We start from the raw sequence: 20,151 nt of genomic DNA, 5'->3' as shown, positions 1-20,151 counted from the left end.
TAGCTCTTGACTTGCGTCTATGCGGCAAGTTGTCACAGTAAAGAACAGCATAGTTATTCAAGACATAAAAAAAGCCCGATTCCACCAGGAACCGGGCTTTTTTTGAACGCCGAAGCGAAATTAACGCTTGGAGTACTGAGGACGCTTACGTGCTTTACGCAGACCCACTTTCTTACGCTCAACTTCACGAGCGTCACGGGTAACGAAGCCAGCTTTGCGCAGAGCGCCACGCAGGGTTTCGTCGTAGTCCATCAGTGCACGGGTGATACCGTGACGGATTGCACCGGCCTGGCCGCTGACACCACCACCGATAACGGTGACGTAGATGTCGAACTTCTCGGTGGTTTCGGTCAGTTCCAGCGGCTGGCGTACTACCATGCGCGCGGTTTCACGACCGAAGAACACGTCCAGAGAACGGTTGTTGATGGAGATGTTACCGGTACCTGGACGCAGGAAAACGCGAGCGGTTGCGGTCTTGCGACGGCCAGTGCCGTAATTTTGAGTCGCCGACATAATGAACTATTCCGTTAAATCTTCAGTTCTTGGGGCTGCTGAGCAGTATGAGGGTGAGTAGCGCCCGCATAGACTTTCAGCTTACGGTACATGTCGCGACCCAGTGGGTTTTTAGGCAGCATGCCTTTAACCGCGGTCTCGATCACGCGCTCTGGGGCCTTGGCGATCAACTTCTCGAAGTTGATTTCCTTGATACCGCCCGGGAAGCCGGAGTGGGAGTAGTACATTTTGTCCGAAGTCTTGGCACCAGTGACACGGATCTGCTCGGCGTTGATGACGACGATGTAGTCGCCGGTGTCAACGTGAGGAGTGTATTCTGGTTTGTGCTTGCCACGCAGACGGCTAGCGATTTCGGTAGCCAGACGACCCAGGGTCTGACCAGCGGCGTCAACTACGAACCAGTCGCGTTTTACTGTTTCCGGTTTAGCAGTAAAAGTTTTCATTCTTTATAGCCTCAGGGGCCGCCCAAGCGAAAATAAGACGGCGGATCTTACTGGATAGTGCGCACCTTGACAAGTCAAGGACACAGCCGCACACGGACGCTATCGGGGGCTCGGGTCAGCGCGTCCAATATTCGGCAGGGTTCTTCTATGAAGCGGGGCATCACTCCCACAACACGGAGAGGGGCTGAATTATCCAGATTGCGAAAAAAAATTCAACCTGCTTTTATGCTTCTTTTGTCAGGGACAAGCCAATGGACTACCGCCAGCTGGGCCGCACCGACCTCAACGTCAGCGCTTTGTGCCTGGGCACCATGACCTGGGGCGAGCAGAATGAGCAGGCCGAAGCGTTCACCCAGATCGAACGCGCCAAGGCTGCCGGGATCAATTTCATCGACACCGCCGAGATGTACCCGGTACCGCCGCGCCCGGAAACCTATGCCGCCACCGAGCGCATCATCGGCAACTGGTTCAAGGCGCGCGGTGATCGTGCCGAGTGGGTTCTGGCCAGCAAGGTGGCCGGCCCGGGCAATGGCATCAGCCACATTCGCGACGGTCAGCTCAAGCACAACCGCCAGCACATCGTCGCTGCCCTGGACGCCAGCCTCAAACGCCTGCAGACCGACTGGATCGACCTCTACCAATTGCACTGGCCCGAGCGCAGCACCAACTTCTTCGGCAAGCTGGGTTACCAGCACCTGCCCCAGGATCACTTCACGCCGCTGGAAGAAACCCTGGAAGTACTCGACGAGCAGGTCAAGGCCGGCAAGATCCGCCATATCGGCCTGTCCAACGAAACGCCCTGGGGCACCATGAAATTCCTGCAACTGGCCGAAAGCCGGGGCTGGAGCCGCGCCGTGTCGATCCAGAACCCTTACAACCTGCTCAACCGCAGCTTCGAAGTGGGCCTGGCGGAGATTGCCATCCGCGAGCAGTGCGGCTTGCTGGCCTACTCGCCACTGGCCTTTGGTATGCTCTCGGGCAAGTACGAGAACGGTGCGCGTCCCGCCAAGGGCCGCCTGACCCTGTTCAGCCGTTTCTCGCGCTATTCCAACCCGCAGACCGTCGCCGCCTGCAGCCGCTATGTGCAACTGGCCCGCGAGCACGGCCTGGACCCGGCGCAAATGGCCCTGGCGTTTGTCACCCGCCAGCCATTCGTGACCAGCAACATCATCGGCGCCACCACCCTGGAACAACTCGACAGCAACCTCGCCAGCCTCGACCTCAAGCTCTCTGACGAGCTGTTGGCAGGTATCGAAGCCATTCATCAGGACCAACCCAACCCGGCGCCCTGAGGCGCGCTAGCGGTTCCCGTGCATCGCGCGGGAACCGAGGGTAGACACAACGGCCAAAAAATAAGACGATCCAGCCGGTGATTGACCACTCTACCCTATAAGAATAACGAAAATGATGTTTACCCAACCCACCGCGTCCTTGCGGCGCGTCAGTATCCTGGCCATCGATAACGTCTTTGCTTCGACAGTGATGCAGGCCAAGGACTTCTTCCACTTGGCCAGCCTGCGCTACGGCAAACAGCTGGGCCTGGGCTTGCAACCGATGTTCGAGACCCGCCTGGTCAGCCCTGACGGGCAGCCTGTGCGGACTTTCAGCGACGTCCTGCTGCCAGTGGACAGTGGCCTGGAGCAAGCCGATGTGATCATTCTGCCGGCCTTCTGGGACGACTTCGACGCACTCTGCCAGCGCTACCCCCAGGTCCTGCCCTGGCTGCGCGAGCAGCACGCCCGCGGCGCCGTGCTCTGCGGCGAGGCCAGTGGCGTGTTCTGGCTGGCCGAGTCCGGTTTGCTCGATGGCAAGGAGGCGACCACTTACTGGCGCTTCTTCAACCAGTTCGCCGAACGCTTCCCCAAGGTCAGCCTGAATCAGGACAAGCACCTGACTGACGCCGACAACCTCTACTGCGCTGGCGGCACCACCTCGGCCTGCGATCTGTACATCTATCTGATCGAACGCTTCTGCGGCGCCAACGTCGCCCAGGCGGTCGCCCGCGACATCCTTTACGAGGTGCAGCGCAACTACACCCCGGGGCGCATGGGCTTTGGCGGGCAAAAACTGCACCAGGACCTGATCATTCTGCAGATCCAGCAGTGGCTCGAAGAGCACTTTGCCGACAAGTTCCGCTTTGAAGACGTGGCGCGCAACCATGGCATGAGCATCCGCAACTTCATGCGCCGTTTTCAGACTGCGACCGGTGACAAGCCGCTGCACTACCTGCAACGACTGCGGATAGAGACGGCCAAGGGCTTGTTGTCAGGCACGCGCAAGAGCATCAAGACCATCAGCTATGAGGTCGGTTATGACGATGCGAGTTTCTTTGCGCGGTTATTCAGACAGCACACGGAGTTGTCGCCGAACCAGTATCGGCAGCAGTTCATGCAGGAGGCTTGAGGGCCTTATCGCGGGGCAAGCCCGCTCCCACCGGAATCGGTAGGAGCGGGCTTGCCCCGCGATCGATCAAGGCTTGTGCGCCCGCGCCAGGAACTCGTGAGACTGCATTTCCAGCAAACGGCTGAGGGTGCGCTGGAATTCGAAGGTCAACCGGCCACCGGTATACAGGTCCTTGAGCTCAACCTCAGCCGAGATGATCAGTTTGACATTGCGGTCATAGAACTCGTCGACCATGTTGATGAAACGCCGGGCGATGTCATCAGTGGCCACACTCATCTGCTCGACGTCGCTGAGCAGCACGGCATGGAAAATCTTGCCCAGTTCGATGTAATCGTTCTGGCTACGCGGGCCGTCGCACAGTTCGCGGAAGTCGAACCAGGCCACGTCGTCACAGGTGCGCAAGGCACGGATCTCGCGGTTCTCGACAACCAGAACGTCGTTTTCCACCGACTGGGCGCACTCCGGCGTCAGCGCACGGAAGCTCTTGCGCAGGCTTTCGTGAGCCGCCTCGTCCAGCGGGAAGTGGAACAACTCGGCTTGTTCCAGATGACGCAGACGATAGTCGACGCCGCTGTCGACGTTGACAATCTCGGTGTTCTGCTTGATCAGGGCAATGGCTGGCAGGAAGCGCGCGCGCTGCAGGCCGTCCTTGTACAGGCCATCCGGAACGATGTTGGAAGTGGCCACCAGGGTTACGCCGTTTTTGAACAGCTCCTCCATCAGCGTGCCCAGGATCATCGCGTCGGTAATATCGGAGACGAAAAACTCGTCGAAACAGATCACCCGCGCCTCATCGGAAAAACGCTTGGCGATGATGGTCAGCGGGTTCTTCTCACCCTTGAGGGTTTTCATTTCTTCGTGCACGCGCTTCATGAAGCGGTGGAAGTGCGTACGCACCTTCTGCTTGAACGGCAGTGCCTCGAAGAACGTATCGACCAGATAAGTCTTGCCGCGTCCTACCCCACCCCAGAAGTACAAGCCCTTGACCGGTGCCTGCTCCTTCTTGCCGAACAGCTTGCCGAACACTCCCGGCTTGTTGTTCTGCGCCGCGATCAGATCGTCGTACAGGCGCTGCAGATGACGCACCGCAGTTTCCTGCGCTGCATCATGGAAGAATTCGGGACGTTTCAGATCTGCTTGATATCGTTCTAGGGGCGTCATAATTCGTTAGCAAGGTAACAAAAACGGGCCGTCACTGTAGCGACGGCCCTGGATAATGGCAATCAGACTTGCGTCAGACCGTTCAGTCCTGCTGCGGCTGCAAGGCGGCGCGCAGGCTCTCGATCGCCGCATCGCGCGTAGCTTCGTCTGCCAGTTGCGGTCCGTCGGCAACGCACTCGCCTTCCAGCCACAGGCTGAAGCCCAAGCCTTCAGTGCGTACGTCCAGCTCGCCGCCCAGTTGCAGCTGCTTGCTCACCGCGCCTGCGGTCTTGCCATCGGCAAAGTTGCGCGACAGCAGCAGTTGTTCACCGTCGGCCGCCAGCAGGCGAAAGCGGAAACTGCCGTCGTCTTCCCGGAAGCTGACAAAGCGCGCAGTCTTAGCGGCCTTCTTCTTGACCTGGGCAGTGCCCTGCTCAATGCTGCGGAACGAGCGCAGACCAACGGCCTCACGCAGTTGCTCAAGGAACGGAGTGGCCACTTTGCGGGCTTTCTGGGCACCGGCCAGGAGGATGTCTTCCAGGTCTGCCGGGCGGCTGATCAGTTGATGATAGCGCTCGCGCGGCTCGCTCAGCTGGCCATCGAGCAGCTGGAACAAACGCTGCTTGGCCTCGCCCCAACCCAGCCCCTGCAGCAGCTCGCTGCGGAACTCATCGGCTTGTGCCGGGGTGGCAAAGGCCTGGAACAGGGTGAACAGGTGCGAATTGTCCGGGTCCTTGGCTTCGCCCGGAGCGCGGGAGTCGGTGACGATGCGCGAAATCGTGTCCTTCATGTCTTTGGCGCTGGTGAACAACGGAATGGTGTTGTCGTAGCTCTTGGACATTTTGCGGCCATCCAGGCCCGGCAAAGTGGCCACGCTTTCTTCGATCAGCGCCTCCGGCATGGCAAAGAATTCCTTGCCCTGACCGAACAGATGGTTGAAACGCTGGCCGATATCACGGGCCATTTCCACGTGTTGGATCTGGTCGCGGCCGACCGGTACCTTGTTGGCGTTGAACATCAGAATGTCGGCGGCCATCAGTACCGGATAGCTGTACAGGCCCATGCTGATACCGGCATCCGGGTCTTCACCGTTTTCCAGGTTCTTGTCCACCGAAGCCTTGTAGGCATGCGCGCGATTGAGCAGACCCTTGGCCGCCACGCAGGTCAGCAGCCAGGTCAGTTCGGGGATTTCTGGAATGTCGGACTGGCGATAGAAGGTCACACGTTCAGGGTCCAGACCACCGGCCAGCCAGGTCGCGGCGATTTCCAGACGCGAGCGTTGGATGCGCTGCGGGTCATCGCATTTGATCAGGGCGTGGTAGTCGGCCAGGAAGTAGAACGAGTCGACATCTGGCTCACGGCTGGCGAGGATCGCCGGGCGGATGGCACCGGCATAGTTGCCCAGGTGAGGCGTGCCCGTGGTGGTGATACCGGTAAGGATGCGCGTAGTCATGGGTAATCGCTTATCAGGCTTGTATCAATTCGAAAGGCGCGGCAGCACCAGTTCCTTGAGGTCGGTGAGCTTGCCATGGAAAAAGTGTCCGCATTCTGCCACTTTCAGCAGCTCATGGGGGCGTGCGAGTGCGTCGGACCAGTCGTAGACCAGCTGCGGATCGATCACTTCGTCGGTTTCCGGCTGGATCACGCTCAGCGCGCAGGCGTGTGGCAAGGTGTCGTGATCCTGCAAGCGCATGACCGCTGGCGCAACCATGAACAGCTGCTTGAGTTCGCTACCGTTTGCTTCCAGGCGACCACCGAGGCTGGCCGCAACGAAACCGCCGAATGAAAAACCCATCAGGGTCAGGGGCAGCTGTGGATGTTTTTCCAGCAGCCAGGTCGCTGCCGCCTGAGCATCATCCACTTCACCGCTACCCATGTCATGGCTGCCAGCGCTAGCGCCGACGCCACGGTAGTTGAAGCGCAGGGTAATATAACCGGCATCGCGGGCGGTGCGCTGCAGCATCGACACCACCTTGTTGGTCATGGTCCCGCCCTGCACCGGGTTAGGGTGACACAGCAACACCACGCCACGGGCGTCGGCAACATCAAGGTACAAGGCTTCCAGTTGGCCGACCGGGCCATCGATGAATACGGGGGTTTCGCGGATAAGCAAGGGTAAACTCCGTGACCTCGGAAAGGGTCGACTCGTCTAGCTGAATGATTCTGTCTGAGATATTTGCGATCGTTCGCGGTATACAGCGCAGGTCCGAGCCGTTAACGTAAAGCAAAGCCGTTTATAGAGGAAGGACTCGTGGAACTCTCGCTCTTAGTTTGGTTGTTGCCGACCCTGGCCCTCGTCGTGGGCGTTGTCGTTGGTTTCCTGGTCGCCCGCCTGCTGCCCAATGCCGCCCCGAGCAGCACGCAGCGGCAGCTGGATGATATCCAGGAACGCTTCGACAGCTACCAGAATGAGGTGGTTACTCACTTCAACAGTACGGCTGCGCTGGTCAAGAAACTGACCCAAAGTTATCAGGAAGTTCAGGACCACCTGGCCGAAGGCGCCAACCGCCTGGCCCTGGACGAACTGACCCGCCAGCGCCTGCTGGCCTCCCTGCACTCGGAAGCCATACAGGCCCCGCGTGATCGCCTGACACCGCCCAAGGACACCGAAGTGCCGCGCGACTATGCACCGAAAGTGCCGAACTCGCCGGGCATGCTCGATGAGCATTACGGGCTCAAGCGTAACTGACAAATAGCCCCGCCGATTGGCGGGGCTTTTTTAGTTCTGCAATTTTTTCAGCAGTACCAGGGTGCTGCCTCCGAGCCGCGCCCATAGCGCTCCAGTGCCTGATCCAGCACCTGCCGCTCCACACTTCCCTGGCGCACCAGACTGTGCAAACTGGCCAGCACGATACTGAAGCGATCGACTTCGAAAAATCGCCTAAGTTGCTGCCGTGTATCGCTGCGACCAAAGCCATCAGTCCCCAAGGTCACGTAGGGCGCCTGCACATACTCGGCAATCAGCTGCGGCCAGGCACGCACATAATCGCTGGCAGCAATCACCGGCTCACTGCCTTGCAGGCAACGCTGCAGGTGACTGACACCCGCGCCGTCTTGACCCAGGCGACTGGTGCGATCCATATCCCGCGCCTCACGCGCCAGTTCGCTGAAACTGGTGACACTGAACACCTCGCTCGCAACCTGCCAATCGCGAGCCAGCAGCTCGCTGGCAGCGATGACCTCGCGCAGGATCGCCCCGGAACCCAGCAGACGCACGCGCCCCTGCGCCGCCGCCACCTGCTGTTCAACATAGCGGTACATGCCGCGCAACACCTCTTCATGCACCTGCGCTGGCAGGGACGGTTGTGGATAGTTTTCGTTCATCACCGCCACGTAATGGAACTCGTCGCGCTGTTCGCTGAGCATGCGGCGCGCCGCATATTCGAGTATCACTGCCAGCTCACCGGCAAAGCATGGCTCCCAGGCCCGGCAGTTAGGCACCATCGAGGCCATTACCAGACTCGAACCGTCCTGGTGCTGCAAGCCTTCTCCGCCCAGGGTCGTACGACCGGCAGTAGCCCCCAGCAACAGACCACGGGCACGTTGGTCGGCGGCGGCCCAGATCAGGTCGCCGACACGCTGGAAACCGAACATCGAGTAGTAGATGTATACCGGCAGCATCGGCTCACCGTGCACCGCGTAAGAGGTTGCCGCCGCCACCCAGGAGGAAATCGCCCCGGCTTCGGCGATCCCCTCCTCCAGCAACTGACCGTCACGGGCCTCCTTGTAAGACAGCAACGAACCGGCATCCTCGGGCTCGTAACACTGTCCCTGGGGTGAATAGATACCAATCTGACGAAACAGGCTGGCCATGCCGAAGGTCCGCGCCTCATCGGCGACGATCGGCACCACTCGCGGTCCCAGCTCCGGGGCTTTGAGCCAGGCACTGAGCATGCGTACCGCCGCCATGGTGGTGGACATTTCCTTACCGTCGGCCTGCAAGGCAAAGCTGCCCATAACCTCCAGCGCGGGCACCGGCACCGGGCGCGCCTCGCTGCGCCGTGCGGGCAACGGCCCGCCGAGCGTAGCGCGGCGCTCACGCAGGTAGCGCATTTCGGCGCTGTCGTCAGCCGGGCGATAGAACTGCAACTGCTCGACCTGACTGTCGCTGAGTGGCAGATGAAAGCGATCACGGAAAGCCAGCAAGGCCTGAACATCGAGTTTCTTGGCTTGATGCGCAGTCATCTTCGACTCGCCAGCGGCACTCATCCCATAACCTTTCTTGGTTTTGGCCAGAATTACGCTCGGACGGCCCTTGCAAGCCTTGGCCGCAGCAAATGCAGCGTACAACTTGCGAAAATCGTGGCCGCCCCGCTTGAGCGCATTGATCTCCTCGGTGCTCATGTGCTCGACCAGTTTCTGCAGGGCCGGTTGCTGGCTGAAGAAGTGTTCGAGGTTGTAGGTACCATCTTTGGCACCCAGGTTCTGGAACTGGCCATCCGGGGTCGCCGCCAACTGGCGCAGCAGAACGTGTTCGCTGTCCCGCGCAAACAGCGCGTCCCACTCCGAGCCCCAGAGCACCTTGATCACGTTCCAGCCAGCACCGTGAAACAGCGCTTCAAGCTCCTGGATGATCTGACCATTGCCGCGCACCGGGCCGTCCAGGCGCTGCAGGTTGCAGTTGACCACAAAGGTGAGGTTATCCAACTGCTCGCGCGCGGCCAGGGTCAGGCCGGCAATGGATTCCGGCTCGTCCATCTCACCATCGCCAAACACACCCCAGACATGCCGGGCGCGGGTGTCGAGCAGTTGGCGGTTGTGCAGGTAGCGCATGAACCGCGCCTGGTAGATCGCATTGATCGGGCCGATACCCATGGAGCCGGTAGGAAACTGCCAGAAGTCAGGCATCAGCCAGGGATGTGGATAAGAGCACAAACCATTGCCCACGACCTCCTGCCGGTAACTGGCCAGTTGCGCTTCACTCAGCCGCCCTTCAATAAACGCCCGGGCATAAATCCCCGGGGCTGAATGCGGCTGGAAAAACACCAGGTCGGCGCTGCGTGGCCCACTGCCGGACTCGCCACGAAAGAAGTGCTGGAAACCGACCTCGAAGATTTCCGCTGCCGAGGCATAGCTGGCGATATGCCCGCCCAGATCGCCATAGGCATGATTGGCCCGCACCACCATGGCCAGAGCGTTCCAGCGCAGCAGGCTGGTGATCCGTTCTTCCAGCTCCAGATCGCCCGGGTAGGCGCCCTGCTGCTCCACTGACAAGGTATTGCGGTAGGCCGAGAAGGCCTGGACGCCTTGCTCCAGGCCCAATTCGCGGGCATGCGCCTGCAGTTGCTCAAGCAGAAAGCGCGCACGCTCAGGGCCACAGTGCTGCAGGGTCGAATCCAGCGCGTCGAGCCACTCAGCGGTTTCGCCCGGATCACTGTCAGCTTGTGGATCATCTCCCAGGCGGCGCGGTACACCTTCACCTGGCACAAGGCTCATCATGGCCACCATAGCATTGACCTCATCCTTGATGGTTTCAGGCGCAGGCCTTCAGTGCCTGCTCGATATCGGCCAGCAGGTCGTCGATATCCTCAAGCCCGACCGACAGCCGCACCAATCCCTCCGAGATGCCGTACTGGGCACGCTCCTCAGGGGTATAGCTGGAATGAGTCATGCTTGCCGGGTGCTGAGCCAGGGATTCGGCATCGCCAAGACTGACGGCGCGGCAGAACAGTTGCAGGGCATTCATGAAGCGTCGCCCGGCACTGATCCCGCCTTTGAGTTCGAAGGCGATCATGCCGCCGGGCAAACGCATCTGCCGCTGAGCCAGCTCGTATTGCGGGAAACCTGGCAGGCCCGGATAGTTGATCAGCTCCACTGCCGGATGCTGCTCAAGGTACTCGGCAATGGTCTGGGCGCTGCTGCAGTGACGCTCCATGCGCAGGTTCAGGGTCTTCATACCGCGCATCAACAAGGCGGCATCCTGGGGCGACATAACCGCACCGGTCATGTCCTTGAGGCCTTCGAGTCGAACCCGGTCCACCAGCGCCTTGCGTCCGACCACCAGGCCGGCGGTAATATCACCATGGCCGCTCAAGTATTTGGTCGCCGAATGCACCGCCAGGTCTGCGCCGAGCTCCAGCGGCCGCTGCAGGTACGGGGTGCAGTAGGTGTTATCGACCACCACGGTGATAGCGTGCTTGTGCGCAAGTGTTGCCACTGCGGCGATATCGGCCATCTGCATGTTCGGGTTGGCCGGCGTTTCGAAATAAATCACCTTGGTTTGCGCACTGATCGCCGCCTCAAGCGCCTGCAGGTCGCTCATGTCGACATGGCGGACCTTGACCCCGAACTCGCCGATCCCATGGTGCAGGAAGGCGAAGGTGCAGCCGTACAACGTACGCCCGACCAACACCTCATCACCCGGGCGCAGCAGGGTCCACAAGGTAGCGGTGATCGCGCCCATGCCCGAAGCCAGAGCCAGCCCGGCCTCCCCCCCTTCAAGCGAGGCCATTCGCGCTTCCAGCAACGCCAGGGTGGGGTTAGATATACGCGTATAGAAATGTCCGCCCTCTTCCCCGGCAAAGCAGGCGGCGCCGTACTCAACGGTGGGAAACGCAAAGGTTGCGGTGTGGTAGACCGGCGGAACCAATGAGCCCTGGTGGCTCATTGGGTCGTAGCCGTGATGGATGGCACGGGTAGCAAAACCTGAATCCTTGGTGGAGCCGCTCATGACAACAGCCTCTTGTGGTTTGTTATAAGCTTATGCCACTGAGGTGCTGATTTTTTTCCAAATATGACCACTGCCGAATGTGGTTATTAACAAAAAAACAATGAATTCAGGCCACGGAGGGCAAATCATGCCTATCGCCATCGACCGTACCGACCGCGCCCTGCTGGCTGCTCTGCAGGACAATGCGCGATTGACCATTTCCGAACTGGCCGACACAGTCGCGCTGACCACCTCGCCGTGCTGGCGGCGGGTCAAATTGCTGGAAGAGAACGGCTACGTCACCGGCTACCAAGCCATCCTTTCACCCAAGGCCCTGGGCTTTGGCGTCACTGCATTCGTCAGCATCATGATGGATTCGCACTCCAAGGAAATGGCGCGGGCGTTTGAGCAGCGGCTGATGGAGATTCCCGAGATAGTCGCCTGTCACAATATCTCCGGTCGCTATGACTTTTTGCTGGAGATTCTGGCGCGGGATCTGGAGTCGTTCGGTGAGTTCGCCCGGGAGGTGTTACAGACTTTGCCGGGAGTGAAGGAGATCTATTCGAGCTTCTCGTTCAAGGCGGTGAAGGAAAAGCGGGTGATTCCGGTGTCGGAGAAGCATATTTGACCGCATCGCGGACAACAAAAAACCCCACCAAGGTGGGGTTTCTTGTTCATCCGCAGTGCTTAGATCGCGCCACGCTTGCGCAGTAGCTCCAGCACCTGCTTGACGCTGTCTTCCAGACTGACGTTCTGGGTATCGATCACCAGATCAGCATCCAGCGGCACGTCATACGGGAAGCTTTCACCCGGGATGTTGTCACCACCGGCAGCGTACAGGCCTTGCGGGTCACGCTCGCGGCAGACCATTGGCGAGGCCTGAACGTAAACGGTGAGCAAGCGCTCTTTGCCGATCAGCGCCTTGGCCTGTTCACGGCCTTCGGCATCCGGGGCAACGAAGGCCGCCAGGGTCAGCAGGCCGGCTTCGTTGAACTGACGTGCCACATGGGCGGCACGACGCCAGTTCTCGGTACGTCCGGCGCGGTCCTGTGGCAGGCCTTTGTTCAGGTCGTGACGCAGGTTCTGACCATCAAGCACATAAACCGCGCGCCCCATGTCGAACAATTTGCGCTCAACGGCGTAGGCCAGGGTGCTCTTGCCCGCGCCCGACAGGCCGCTGAACAACACGGTGGCTGGCTGCTGGCCAAAACGCAGGGCACGCTCTGCGGTGTCGACGTGAGCCAGTTTGCCGTGCTGACCGATGGTGCCGTGCGGTACGACCGGCGGCGCGATGATCATGCCGGCACCAACAGTGCCGTTGGTCAGGCGGTCGATGACGATAAAGGCACCGGTAGTGCGGTTGCTGTCATAGCCGTCCAAGGCGATCGGCGCGTCGAGGCTGACCTTGACCTTGCCGATTTCATTGAGCTGCAACGCACTGGTAGCGCCCTGCTCCAGGGTGTTCACATCGACTTTGTGGGCGATGCTGGCAATCGAGCCCGGCACGTAGCTGGTAGCGCGCTTGATGTCGTATTTCTTGCCCGGCAGCATTGGCTCTTCAGCCATCCACACCAGCATGGCGTCGAACTGATCGGTCACCGGCGGGACGTTGTCGGCGTGTACCAGCAGATCGCCACGGGAGATGTCGATCTCGTCTTCCATGGTCAGGGTCACGGCCTGGCCTGGGCCAGCGTTTTCCAGCTCACCTTCGAAGGTGACGATGGACTTGACCCGGCTGCTCTTGCCCGACGGCAGCACGACGATTTCATCGCCCTTGTGCACCACGCCGCTGGCCAGGGTGCCGGCAAAGCCACGGAAGTTCAGGTTCGGCCGATTGACGTACTGCACCGGGAAACGCAGATCGGTGAAGTTGCGGTCGGCTGCCACTTCCACGGTTTCGAGGATTTCCATCAGCGCAGGGCCGGTGTACCACGGCGAACGCTCGCTGCGGTTGACCACGTTATCGCCCTTGAGCGCCGACATCGGCACAAAGTGCAGGCTGCTCGGGGCCATGTTAATGGCTTCGGCAAACTGCAGGTAGTCGGCCTTGATGCTCTCGAACACGCCCTCGTCGAAGCCCTTGAGGTCCATCTTGTTCACCGCCACGACGATGTGCTTGATGCCCAACAGCGAGGCGATGTAACTATGCCGACGGGTTTGGGTCTGCACGCCGTAACGGGCATCGACGAGGATGATCGCCAGGTCACAGGTGGACGCACCGGTGGCCATGTTGCGGGTGTACTGCTCGTGGCCAGGAGTGTCGGCAATGATGAACTTGCGCTTGGCGGTAGAGAAATAGCGGTACGCGACATCGATTGTGATGCCCTGCTCGCGCTCGGCCTGCAGGCCGTCGACCAGCAACGCCAGGTCGATGTCGTCACCGGTGGTGCCGACTTTCTTCGAATCGCGGGTGATAGCTTCCAGATGGTCTTCGTAGATCATCTTCGAGTCGTGCAGCAGGCGCCCGATCAGGGTGCTCTTGCCGTCATCGACGTTGCCGCAGGTTAAAAAGCGCAGCAGTTCTTTACGCTCGTGCTGGGCCAGGTAGGCGAGGATGTCCTCGCTGATCAATTCAGATTGGTGCGACATGGTCTGACCCTAACTTAGAAATAGCCTTGACGTTTTTTGTCTTCCATCGAGCCTGCGCCATCATGGTCGATGACACGGCCCTGACGCTCGGACGTACGGGTCAGGAGCATTTCCTGGATGATGTCGGTGAGGCTTTCGGCCTCGGACTCCACCGCACCCGTCAATGGGTAGCAGCCAAGGGTACGGAAGCGCACTTTCTTTTTGACGATACGGGCTTTTTCTTCCTCCGATAGGTGCTCGAGGATGCGCTCGTCGTCGATCATGATCAGGGTGCCGTTCTTCTCGATCACATCGCGCTCGGCGGCGAAGTACAGCGGCACGATCGGGATGCCTTCAAGGTAGATGTACTGCCAGATGTCCAGCTCGGTCCAGTTCGACAGCGGGAACACGCGAATCGATTCGCCCTTGTTGACCTTGCCGTTGTAGACGTTCCACAGCTCCGGGCGCTGGTTTTTCGGGTCCCAGCGGTGCTTGCTGTCGCGGAACGAGTACACGCGTTCCTTGGCCCGCGACTTCTCTTCGTCGCGCCGGGCTCCACCGAAGGCGGCATCGAAGCCGTACTTGTCGAGTGCCTGCTTGAGGCCCTCGGTCTTCATGATGTCGGTGTGCTTGGCACTGCCATGGGTGAACGGGTTGATGCCCTGGGCGACGCCGTCCGGGTTCACGTGAGTGATCAGCTCCAGGCCCATTTCCTCGACCATCTTGTCGCGGAAGCTGTACATCTCCTGGAATTTCCACTGGGTGTCGACATGCATCACCGGAAACGGCAATTTGCCCGGAAAGAAGGCTTTGCGTGCCAGATGCAGCATCACGGCCGAATCCTTGCCGATCGAGTACAGCATCACCGGGTTATCGAACTCGGCGGCCACCTCACGAATGATGTGGATGCTCTCCGCCTCCAACTGTTTCAAATGCGTCAGTTTGTCGACCATGGCTACTCACGGAAATACGATCTTATGGACGGCCAGCGGGCCGTGTTCGAGCGGGTCACTTTATCACAGCGCCCGATTCTATTTAGGCGCCCGACTAGAACGAAACAATATAAGAATATGCCCTGCCGTTTTAGTCTCAGATCGGGTTCGGACAGTCGATAAACAGGTGCTCCAGGGCGAAACGCCGTGCCAGGTAATCACCCAGCGCCTGCACGCCATAACGCTCGGTGGCATGGTGGCCGGCGGCGATGAAACTGATGCCGTTCTCCCGGGCGCTGTGGAACGTCTGCTCAGACGCCTCACCACTGAGGAACAGGTCGACACCAGCGGCGATTGCCTGGTCGATGTAACCCTGGCCGCCGCCGGTACACCAGCCAACCCGACGGATGATCTGCTCGCCCTCGATCACCAGTGGCTCACGACCCATGACCTCCTGCACCTTGCGGGCGAAGTCCCGCGCCGACATGGGCTCGGCCAGCGAGCCGACCAGGCCGACCACCCGCGGGTCGTCAGGGTCCAGCGGGCCTTCGACGGTGATATCGAGCTGACGAGCCAGCTGCACGTTGTTGCCGACTTCAGGGTGCAGGTCCAGCGGCAGGTGATAGGCCAGCAAGCTCAGATCATTCTTCAACAAGGTTTTCAGCCGGCGCTGCTTCATCCCGGTGATACACGGGTTCTCGCCTTTCCAGAAATATCCGTGGTGCACCAGCACCAGGTCGGCTTCGGCCTCGACCGCCGCATCCAGCAACGCCTGGCTGGCGGTAACGCCACTGACGATGCGGGTCACCTGCGGGCGCCCTTCAACCTGCAGGCCATTGGGGCAGTAATCCTGGATTTTTGTGCTGCCAAGGTAGCGTTCAGCTTCCTCGACCAGGGTGCTCAGGGCAACAGCCATGAAAAGACTCCTCAATTCAGCAGTTCAGCGCGGCGCAAGGCCCCGTATAATGACCGCCATTATGGGCCGTCGCCGGGTTTGGGGAAACCGACGGCGGTTGCCTGGGGGCCTGCACGCTGTTGCCACGGCTCGACTGCGATTTAACAGTTCCTGCACCGCTTCGGTCGCAGTATGATCGCGCGCGCTCGCTCCCACGCAGTTTAACGGCCCTCTGCCCACTCCCAGGATTCGCTCAATGTTCAAGGCTTTGCGTTACTTTGCCTGGCCGCTGCTGGTCGGCGTGCTGATCGCCCTGCTGGTCATCCAGCGCTTTCCACAATGGGTCGGCCTGCCCAGCCAGGACGTCAACCTGCAGCAGGCACCGCAAACCACGCGGATCATGCAGGGCCCGGTGTCCTACGCCGACGCCGTGAGCATTGCCGCGCCAGCGGTGGCCAACCTGTACACCACAAAAGTGGTCAACAAAACCGCGCACCCGCTGTTCGAAGACCCGCAGTTCCGCCGTTTCTTCGGCGACAACCTGCCCAAACAGCGGCGCTGGGAGTCAAGCCTGGGCTCGGCGGTGATCATGAGCCCGGAAGGCTATTTGCTGACCAACAACCATGTGACCTCCGGTGCCGACCAGATCGTGGTGGCGCTCAAGGACGGCCGCGAAACCCTGGCGCGGGTCATCGGCAGCGACCCGGAAACTGACCTTGCGGTCCTCAAGATCGACCTGAAGAACCTGCCGTCGATCACCATTGGCCGCTCCGACAACATTCATATCGGCGACGTCGCCCTGGCCATCGGCAACCCCTTCGGTGTCGGCCAGACCGTCACCATGGGTATCATCAGTGCTACCGGCCGCAACCAGCTGGGTCTGAACAACTACGAAGACTTCATCCAGACCGACGCGGCGATCAACCCAGGCAATTCCGGTGGTGCGCTGGTCGACGCCAACGGCAACCTGACCGGCATCAACACGGCGATCTTCTCCAAGTCCGGCGGTTCCCAAGGCATCGGCTTCGCAATCCCGACCAAGCTGGCGCTGGAGGTCATGAAGGCGATCATCGAGCACGGTCAGGTCATTCGTGGCTGGCTGGGTATCGAAGTGCAGCCGCTGAGCCAGGAGCTGGCCGAATCGTTCGGCATGCAGGGGCGTCCGGGGATCGTGGTGGCAGGGATTTTCCGCGACGGTCCGGCGCAAAAGGCCGGCCTGCAACTGGGTGATGTGATTCTCAGCATCAACGGCGAACCGGCCGGAGATGGTCGTCGCTCGATGAACCAGGTGGCGCGGATCAAACCCAACGACAAGGTGGCGATCCAGGTGATACGTAACGGCAAGGAATTGAAGCTGACCGCGGAAATCGGCTTGCGTCCACCGCCGACACCGGTGGCTAAAGAAGAAAACTGATCCGCTAAAACCAGGGCTGCTTCGCCCCCCATCGCCAGCAGTGCTGGCGATGGGGGGCGAAGCAGCCCCAATAATGTCAGTGCAGAATCTGACTCAGGAACAGCTTGGTCCGCTCGTTCTGCGGCCGGTCGAAGAAGTCGTCCGGCGCCGCCTGTTCAACGATCTCGCCTTTGTCCATGAAGATCACCCGGTTCGCCACAGTGCGGGCAAAGCCCATCTCGTGGGTCACACAAAGCATGGTCATGCCGTCTTCCGCCAGGCTGACCATGGTGTCGAGCACTTCCTTGACCATCTCTGGATCGAGCGCCGAGGTCGGTTCGTCGAACAGCATGATCTTCGGCTTCATGCACAGCGCACGGGCAATCGCCACCCGCTGCTGCTGACCTCCGGACAATTGCCCCGGGAACTTGTTGGCCTGCTCCGGAATCCGCACCCGCTCCAGGTAGTGCATGGCGATTTCCTCGGCCTTGCGCTTGGGCATCTTGCGCACCCACATCGGCGCCAGGGTGCAGTTCTGCAAGATGGTCAGGTGCGGAAACAGGTTGAAATGCTGGAACACCATGCCGACTTCACGACGGATCGCTTCGATCTGCTTGAGGTCGTTGGTCAGCTCCACGCCATCGACCACGATGCGGCCCTGCTGATGCTCTTCCAGGCGGTTGAGGCAGCGGATGGTGGTGGACTTGCCCGAGCCCGACGGCCCGCACAGGACGATACGTTCGCCCTGGCGCACATTCAGGTTGATGTCCTTGAGCACGTGGAACTGGCCGTACCATTTGTTCACGCCCTGCATCTGAATAATGCCTTCAGGGCTCACAGGCTGTTTGATCGCTTCACTCATGGGAACACTCCTAACGCTTGTGGCCTGTGTCCAGCTTGCGCTCCAGATGCATGGAGTAGCGGGACATACCGAAACAGAAAATCCAGAAAACCAGGGCGGCAAACACATAGCCCTCGGTCGCCATGCCCAGCCAGGTCGGGTCGGCAGCGGCTTGCTTGACGCTGTTGAGCAGGTCGAACAGGCCGATGATGATCACCAGGCTCGTGTCCTTGAACAGGGCAATGAAGGTGTTGACGATGCCGGGAATCACCAGCTTGAGGGCTTGCGGCAGGATCACCAGGCCCATTGAGCGCCAGTAACCCAGGCCCATCGCCGCGGCGGCTTCATACTGGCCTTTGGGGATGGCCTGCAGACCACCGCGCACCACTTCGGCGATATACGCCGACTGGAACAGAATGACCCCGATCATCGCCCGCAGCAGCTTGTCGAAGCTCATGCCTTCAGGCAGGAACAGCGGCAGCATGACCGATGACATGAACAGCACGGTGATCAACGGTACGCCGCGCCAGAACTCGATGAAGGTCACGCACACCACCTTCACCGCCGGCATGTTCGAACGCCGCCCCAGCGCCAGCAGGATACCCAGCGGCAAGGCGCCGACGATACCGACAGTGGCGATCACCAGGGTCAGCATCAGCCCGCCCCATTGGCTGGTCGGCACCGTGGCCAGGCCCAGATAACCGCCGTGCAGCAGGGTATAGGCGATGATCGGGTACAGCACCAGGAAGCTCAGACCGTAGATCGCCTTGTGCGGGAAACGCGCGATGAACAGCGGCGCTGCGCCGATCACTGCCAGCCACACGGTCAGGTCGACGCGCCATCGCAGTTCAGTCGGATAGTAACCGTACATGAACTGGCCAAAACGCTGCTGAATGAACACCCAGCAAGCGCCGTCCTTGGTGCAATCGGCGCGGGTGGTGCCGACCCAGTTGGCGTCAAAGATCGACCACTGCAGCAGCGGCGGCACGATCAGCCACACCAGGTACAGGGCAAACAGCGTGAGCAGGGTGTTGAGCCAGCTGGAGAACAGGTTGGCGCGCATCCAGGCCAGCACGCCGACGGTTCTCACCGGTGGCGGCATATCAGGTTTGAAAACATGGGTAGTCATGCGCGTGTCCTCACCGCTCGATCAGCGCAATGCGCTTGTTGTACCAGTTCATCAGCAGGGAAATGCTGATGCTGATGGCCAGGTAGACGCTCATGGTGATGGCGATCACCTCGATAGCCTGGCCGGTCTGGTTGAGCACGGTCCCGGCGAACAACGAGACCATTTCCGGATAACCGATACCGGCCGCCAGCGAAGAGTTCTTCGCCAAGTTCAGGTACTGGCTGGTCAACGGTGGAATGATCACCCGCAGCGCCTGGGGAATGATCACCTTGCGCAGGGTCGGACCTTCACGCAGCCCCAGGGAGCGGGCCGCTTCGGTCTGGCCATAGCTGACCGAACGAATACCCGAACGCACGATCTCGGCGATGAACGCTGCGGTGTAGATGGTCAGGGCCAGGGTCAGGGCCAGCAGCTCGGGGATCAGCACCCAGCCACCAACGAAGTTGAACCCCTTGAGCTGCGGCATTTCCCAGTGCAACGGGCTACCCGACAGCACCACGCTGAGCGCTGGAATGCCGAAAAACAGGAACAATCCGACCCAGAACTTGTGGAACGGCTCGCCAGTGGCCTCAAAGCGCCGGTTGGCCAGGCGCACCATCACCACAATGGCAACGATAGCCAGCACCAGGCTGATGACGAATGGCCAGAATCCTTCGGCCATGGAGGCACCGGGCATGTTCAGGCCGCGGTTGCTGATAAAGAAGGCGTCGCTGATATTGATACTGCCCCGCGGTCCCGGCAGGGTCAGGAACACCGCGAAGTACCAGAACAGGATCTGCAACAGCGGTGGGATGTTACGGAAAGTCTCGACATACACAGTGGCCAGCTTGTTGATCATCCAGTTCGGTGACAACCGGGCCACACCGATGATGAACCCCAGCAGGGTCGCCAGGATGATGCCGATAAAGGTCACCAGCAGGGTGTTGAGCAAGCCGATGACGAATACCCGGGCATAACTGTCCTGCTCGGTGTAGGGGATCAGGTGCTGTGCAATACCGAAGCCGGCACTGCGTTCGAGAAAGTCGAAGCCCGAAGTGATCCCGCGGTGTTGCAGGTTGGTCTGGGTGTTGTGAAACAGATACCAGCCCAGGCCGACCACGAAGACGATGGTGAGTATCTGGAATAGCCACGCACGCACACGTGGATCGTTAAGGGAAAGCCCCTTAGGTGCGCCGATTTGATTTTGCATGTAATGCCCCGCAAGGAAGGGATGCGAACAGCCTGCGGCGGCCATGTGCCGCCGCA

17 protein-coding genes and 1 pseudogene are annotated in these 20,151 nt (G+C 60.3%); 5 read left to right on the top strand and 13 right to left on the bottom strand.

The window, feature by feature from the left end; genetic code table 11:
- Nucleotides 1-120: 120 nt before the first annotated feature.
- Nucleotides 121-513: a 30S ribosomal protein S9 gene (gene rpsI / locus C6382_RS14425; RefSeq protein WP_028943271.1), complete on the bottom strand. Its 393-nt coding sequence runs from the start codon at nt 511-513 to the stop codon at nt 121-123.
- Nucleotides 514-527: 14 nt separating this feature from the next.
- Nucleotides 528-956 carry a 50S ribosomal protein L13 gene (gene rplM / locus C6382_RS14420; RefSeq protein ID WP_038607182.1) on the bottom strand — a complete coding sequence of 143 codons (429 nt, stop codon included), beginning with the start codon at nt 954-956 and terminating at the stop codon, nt 528-530.
- Between the two features lie 251 nt (nt 957-1,207).
- On the opposite strand from rplM, the gene C6382_RS14415 reads away from it, so the two are divergent.
- Complete coding sequence (locus tag C6382_RS14415; RefSeq protein ID WP_107025091.1) at nt 1,208-2,248, top strand: NADP(H)-dependent aldo-keto reductase; 1,041 nt, start codon at nt 1,208-1,210, stop codon at nt 2,246-2,248.
- A gap of 214 nt (nt 2,249-2,462) precedes the next feature.
- Nucleotides 2,463-3,359 carry a GlxA family transcriptional regulator gene (locus C6382_RS14410; RefSeq protein WP_167335136.1) on the top strand — a complete coding sequence of 299 codons (897 nt, stop codon included), beginning with the start codon at nt 2,463-2,465 and terminating at the stop codon, nt 3,357-3,359.
- 66 nt (nt 3,360-3,425) lie between these two features.
- Here C6382_RS14410 and zapE read toward each other — a convergent pair whose 3' ends face one another.
- From zapE to C6382_RS14395, 3 genes and pseudogenes are all read right to left on the bottom strand, one after another.
- A complete protein-coding gene (gene zapE / locus C6382_RS14405) occupies nt 3,426-4,520 on the bottom strand; it encodes a cell division protein ZapE (protein ID WP_107025090.1) in 1,095 nt (364 codons plus the stop codon).
- Between the two features lie 82 nt (nt 4,521-4,602).
- Nucleotides 4,603-5,952, bottom strand: coding sequence for a tryptophan--tRNA ligase (locus C6382_RS14400; RefSeq protein ID WP_107025089.1), 1,350 nt, complete (start codon nt 5,950-5,952; stop codon nt 4,603-4,605).
- A gap of 24 nt (nt 5,953-5,976) precedes the next feature.
- A pseudogene (locus C6382_RS14395) lies at nt 5,977-6,615 on the bottom strand (alpha/beta hydrolase); the annotation flags it as partial.
- Nucleotides 6,616-6,750: 135 nt separating this feature from the next.
- Here C6382_RS14395 and C6382_RS14390 point away from each other — a divergent pair.
- The gene (locus tag C6382_RS14390; RefSeq protein WP_107025087.1) at nt 6,751-7,188 is read left to right on the top strand and encodes a YhcB family protein; all 438 of its coding nucleotides are present in this window, start codon (nt 6,751-6,753) and stop codon (nt 7,186-7,188) included.
- 47 nt (nt 7,189-7,235) lie between these two features.
- On the opposite strand, the gene mdeB is transcribed toward C6382_RS14390, so the two are convergent.
- Both mdeB and C6382_RS14380 read right to left on the bottom strand, forming a co-directional pair.
- A complete protein-coding gene (gene mdeB, locus C6382_RS14385) occupies nt 7,236-9,935 on the bottom strand; it encodes an alpha-ketoglutarate dehydrogenase (RefSeq protein ID WP_107025130.1) in 2,700 nt (899 codons plus the stop codon).
- A gap of 37 nt (nt 9,936-9,972) precedes the next feature.
- Complete coding sequence (locus C6382_RS14380; protein WP_107025086.1) at nt 9,973-11,169, bottom strand: methionine gamma-lyase; 1,197 nt, start codon at nt 11,167-11,169, stop codon at nt 9,973-9,975.
- A 127-nt stretch (nt 11,170-11,296) separates the two neighbouring features.
- Between C6382_RS14380 and C6382_RS14375 the strand changes: the two genes are divergently transcribed.
- Entirely contained in the window at nt 11,297-11,776 is a 480-nt protein-coding gene (locus tag C6382_RS14375; protein WP_107025085.1) for an Lrp/AsnC family transcriptional regulator, read from the top strand.
- Between the two features lie 59 nt (nt 11,777-11,835).
- Here the strand turns inward: C6382_RS14375 and cysN are convergent, their stop codons facing one another.
- The 3 genes from cysN to C6382_RS14360 all read right to left on the bottom strand — a co-directional run bounded on the left by cysN (nt 11,836) and on the right by C6382_RS14360 (nt 15,564).
- Nucleotides 11,836-13,737, bottom strand: coding sequence for a sulfate adenylyltransferase subunit CysN (gene cysN / locus C6382_RS14370; RefSeq protein WP_107025084.1), 1,902 nt, complete (start codon nt 13,735-13,737; stop codon nt 11,836-11,838).
- Nucleotides 13,738-13,751: 14 nt separating this feature from the next.
- Nucleotides 13,752-14,669 (bottom strand): sulfate adenylyltransferase subunit CysD, encoded by a 918-nt coding sequence (gene cysD, locus C6382_RS14365; RefSeq protein WP_107025083.1) that lies wholly within the window; start codon nt 14,667-14,669, stop codon nt 13,752-13,754.
- Between the two features lie 136 nt (nt 14,670-14,805).
- The gene (locus C6382_RS14360) at nt 14,806-15,564 is read right to left on the bottom strand and encodes a Nif3-like dinuclear metal center hexameric protein (protein WP_107025082.1); all 759 of its coding nucleotides are present in this window, start codon (nt 15,562-15,564) and stop codon (nt 14,806-14,808) included.
- 235 nt (nt 15,565-15,799) lie between these two features.
- Between C6382_RS14360 and algW the strand changes: the two genes are divergently transcribed.
- Nucleotides 15,800-16,957, top strand: coding sequence for a Do family serine endopeptidase AlgW (algW, locus tag C6382_RS14355; RefSeq protein WP_107025081.1), 1,158 nt, complete (start codon nt 15,800-15,802; stop codon nt 16,955-16,957).
- A gap of 76 nt (nt 16,958-17,033) precedes the next feature.
- On the opposite strand, the gene C6382_RS14350 is transcribed toward algW, so the two are convergent.
- Genes C6382_RS14350 through C6382_RS14340 form a run of 3 tightly spaced genes read right to left on the bottom strand, consistent with a single transcriptional unit; the run spans nt 17,034 to nt 20,095 of the window.
- Nucleotides 17,034-17,798 (bottom strand): amino acid ABC transporter ATP-binding protein, encoded by a 765-nt coding sequence (locus C6382_RS14350; RefSeq protein ID WP_107025080.1) that lies wholly within the window; start codon nt 17,796-17,798, stop codon nt 17,034-17,036.
- A 10-nt stretch (nt 17,799-17,808) separates the two neighbouring features.
- Entirely contained in the window at nt 17,809-18,906 is a 1,098-nt protein-coding gene (locus C6382_RS14345; protein WP_107025079.1) for an amino acid ABC transporter permease, read from the bottom strand.
- A gap of 10 nt (nt 18,907-18,916) precedes the next feature.
- Nucleotides 18,917-20,095: an amino acid ABC transporter permease gene (locus tag C6382_RS14340; RefSeq protein ID WP_107025078.1), complete on the bottom strand. Its 1,179-nt coding sequence runs from the start codon at nt 20,093-20,095 to the stop codon at nt 18,917-18,919.
- Nucleotides 20,096-20,151: the final 56 nt, after the last annotated feature.

The organism is Pseudomonas sp. BBP2017 (genome assembly GCF_003024385.1).
Lineage (GTDB): Bacteria > Pseudomonadota > Gammaproteobacteria > Pseudomonadales > Pseudomonadaceae > Aquipseudomonas.
This window is presented reverse-complemented; position numbering and strand designations above follow the sequence as displayed.

Bases quoted from the DNA above. Each gene is read 5' to 3' on its own strand.
- rpsI (WP_028943271.1), bottom strand. From the start codon at position 513: ATGTCGGCGACTCAAAATTACGGCACTGGCCGTCGCAAGACCGCAACC.
- C6382_RS14400 (WP_107025089.1), bottom strand. From the start codon at position 5,952: ATGACTACGCGCATCCTTACCGGTATCACCACCACGGGCACGCCTCAC.
- rplM (WP_038607182.1), bottom strand. From the start codon at position 956: ATGAAAACTTTTACTGCTAAACCGGAAACAGTAAAACGCGACTGGTTC.
- cysD (WP_107025083.1), bottom strand. From the start codon at position 14,669: ATGGTCGACAAACTGACGCATTTGAAACAGTTGGAGGCGGAGAGCATC.
- cysN (WP_107025084.1), bottom strand. From the start codon at position 13,737: ATGTCGCACCAATCTGAATTGATCAGCGAGGACATCCTCGCCTACCTG.
- C6382_RS14375 (WP_107025085.1), top strand. From the start codon at position 11,297: ATGCCTATCGCCATCGACCGTACCGACCGCGCCCTGCTGGCTGCTCTG.
- C6382_RS14415 (WP_107025091.1), top strand. From the start codon at position 1,208: ATGGACTACCGCCAGCTGGGCCGCACCGACCTCAACGTCAGCGCTTTG.
- algW (WP_107025081.1), top strand. From the start codon at position 15,800: ATGTTCAAGGCTTTGCGTTACTTTGCCTGGCCGCTGCTGGTCGGCGTG.
- C6382_RS14340 (WP_107025078.1), bottom strand. From the start codon at position 20,095: ATGCAAAATCAAATCGGCGCACCTAAGGGGCTTTCCCTTAACGATCCA.
- zapE (WP_107025090.1), bottom strand. From the start codon at position 4,520: ATGACGCCCCTAGAACGATATCAAGCAGATCTGAAACGTCCCGAATTC.
- mdeB (WP_107025130.1), bottom strand. From the start codon at position 9,935: ATGAGCCTTGTGCCAGGTGAAGGTGTACCGCGCCGCCTGGGAGATGAT.
- C6382_RS14380 (WP_107025086.1), bottom strand. From the start codon at position 11,169: ATGAGCGGCTCCACCAAGGATTCAGGTTTTGCTACCCGTGCCATCCAT.
- C6382_RS14345 (WP_107025079.1), bottom strand. From the start codon at position 18,906: ATGACTACCCATGTTTTCAAACCTGATATGCCGCCACCGGTGAGAACC.
- C6382_RS14360 (WP_107025082.1), bottom strand. From the start codon at position 15,564: ATGGCTGTTGCCCTGAGCACCCTGGTCGAGGAAGCTGAACGCTACCTT.
- C6382_RS14350 (WP_107025080.1), bottom strand. From the start codon at position 17,798: ATGAGTGAAGCGATCAAACAGCCTGTGAGCCCTGAAGGCATTATTCAG.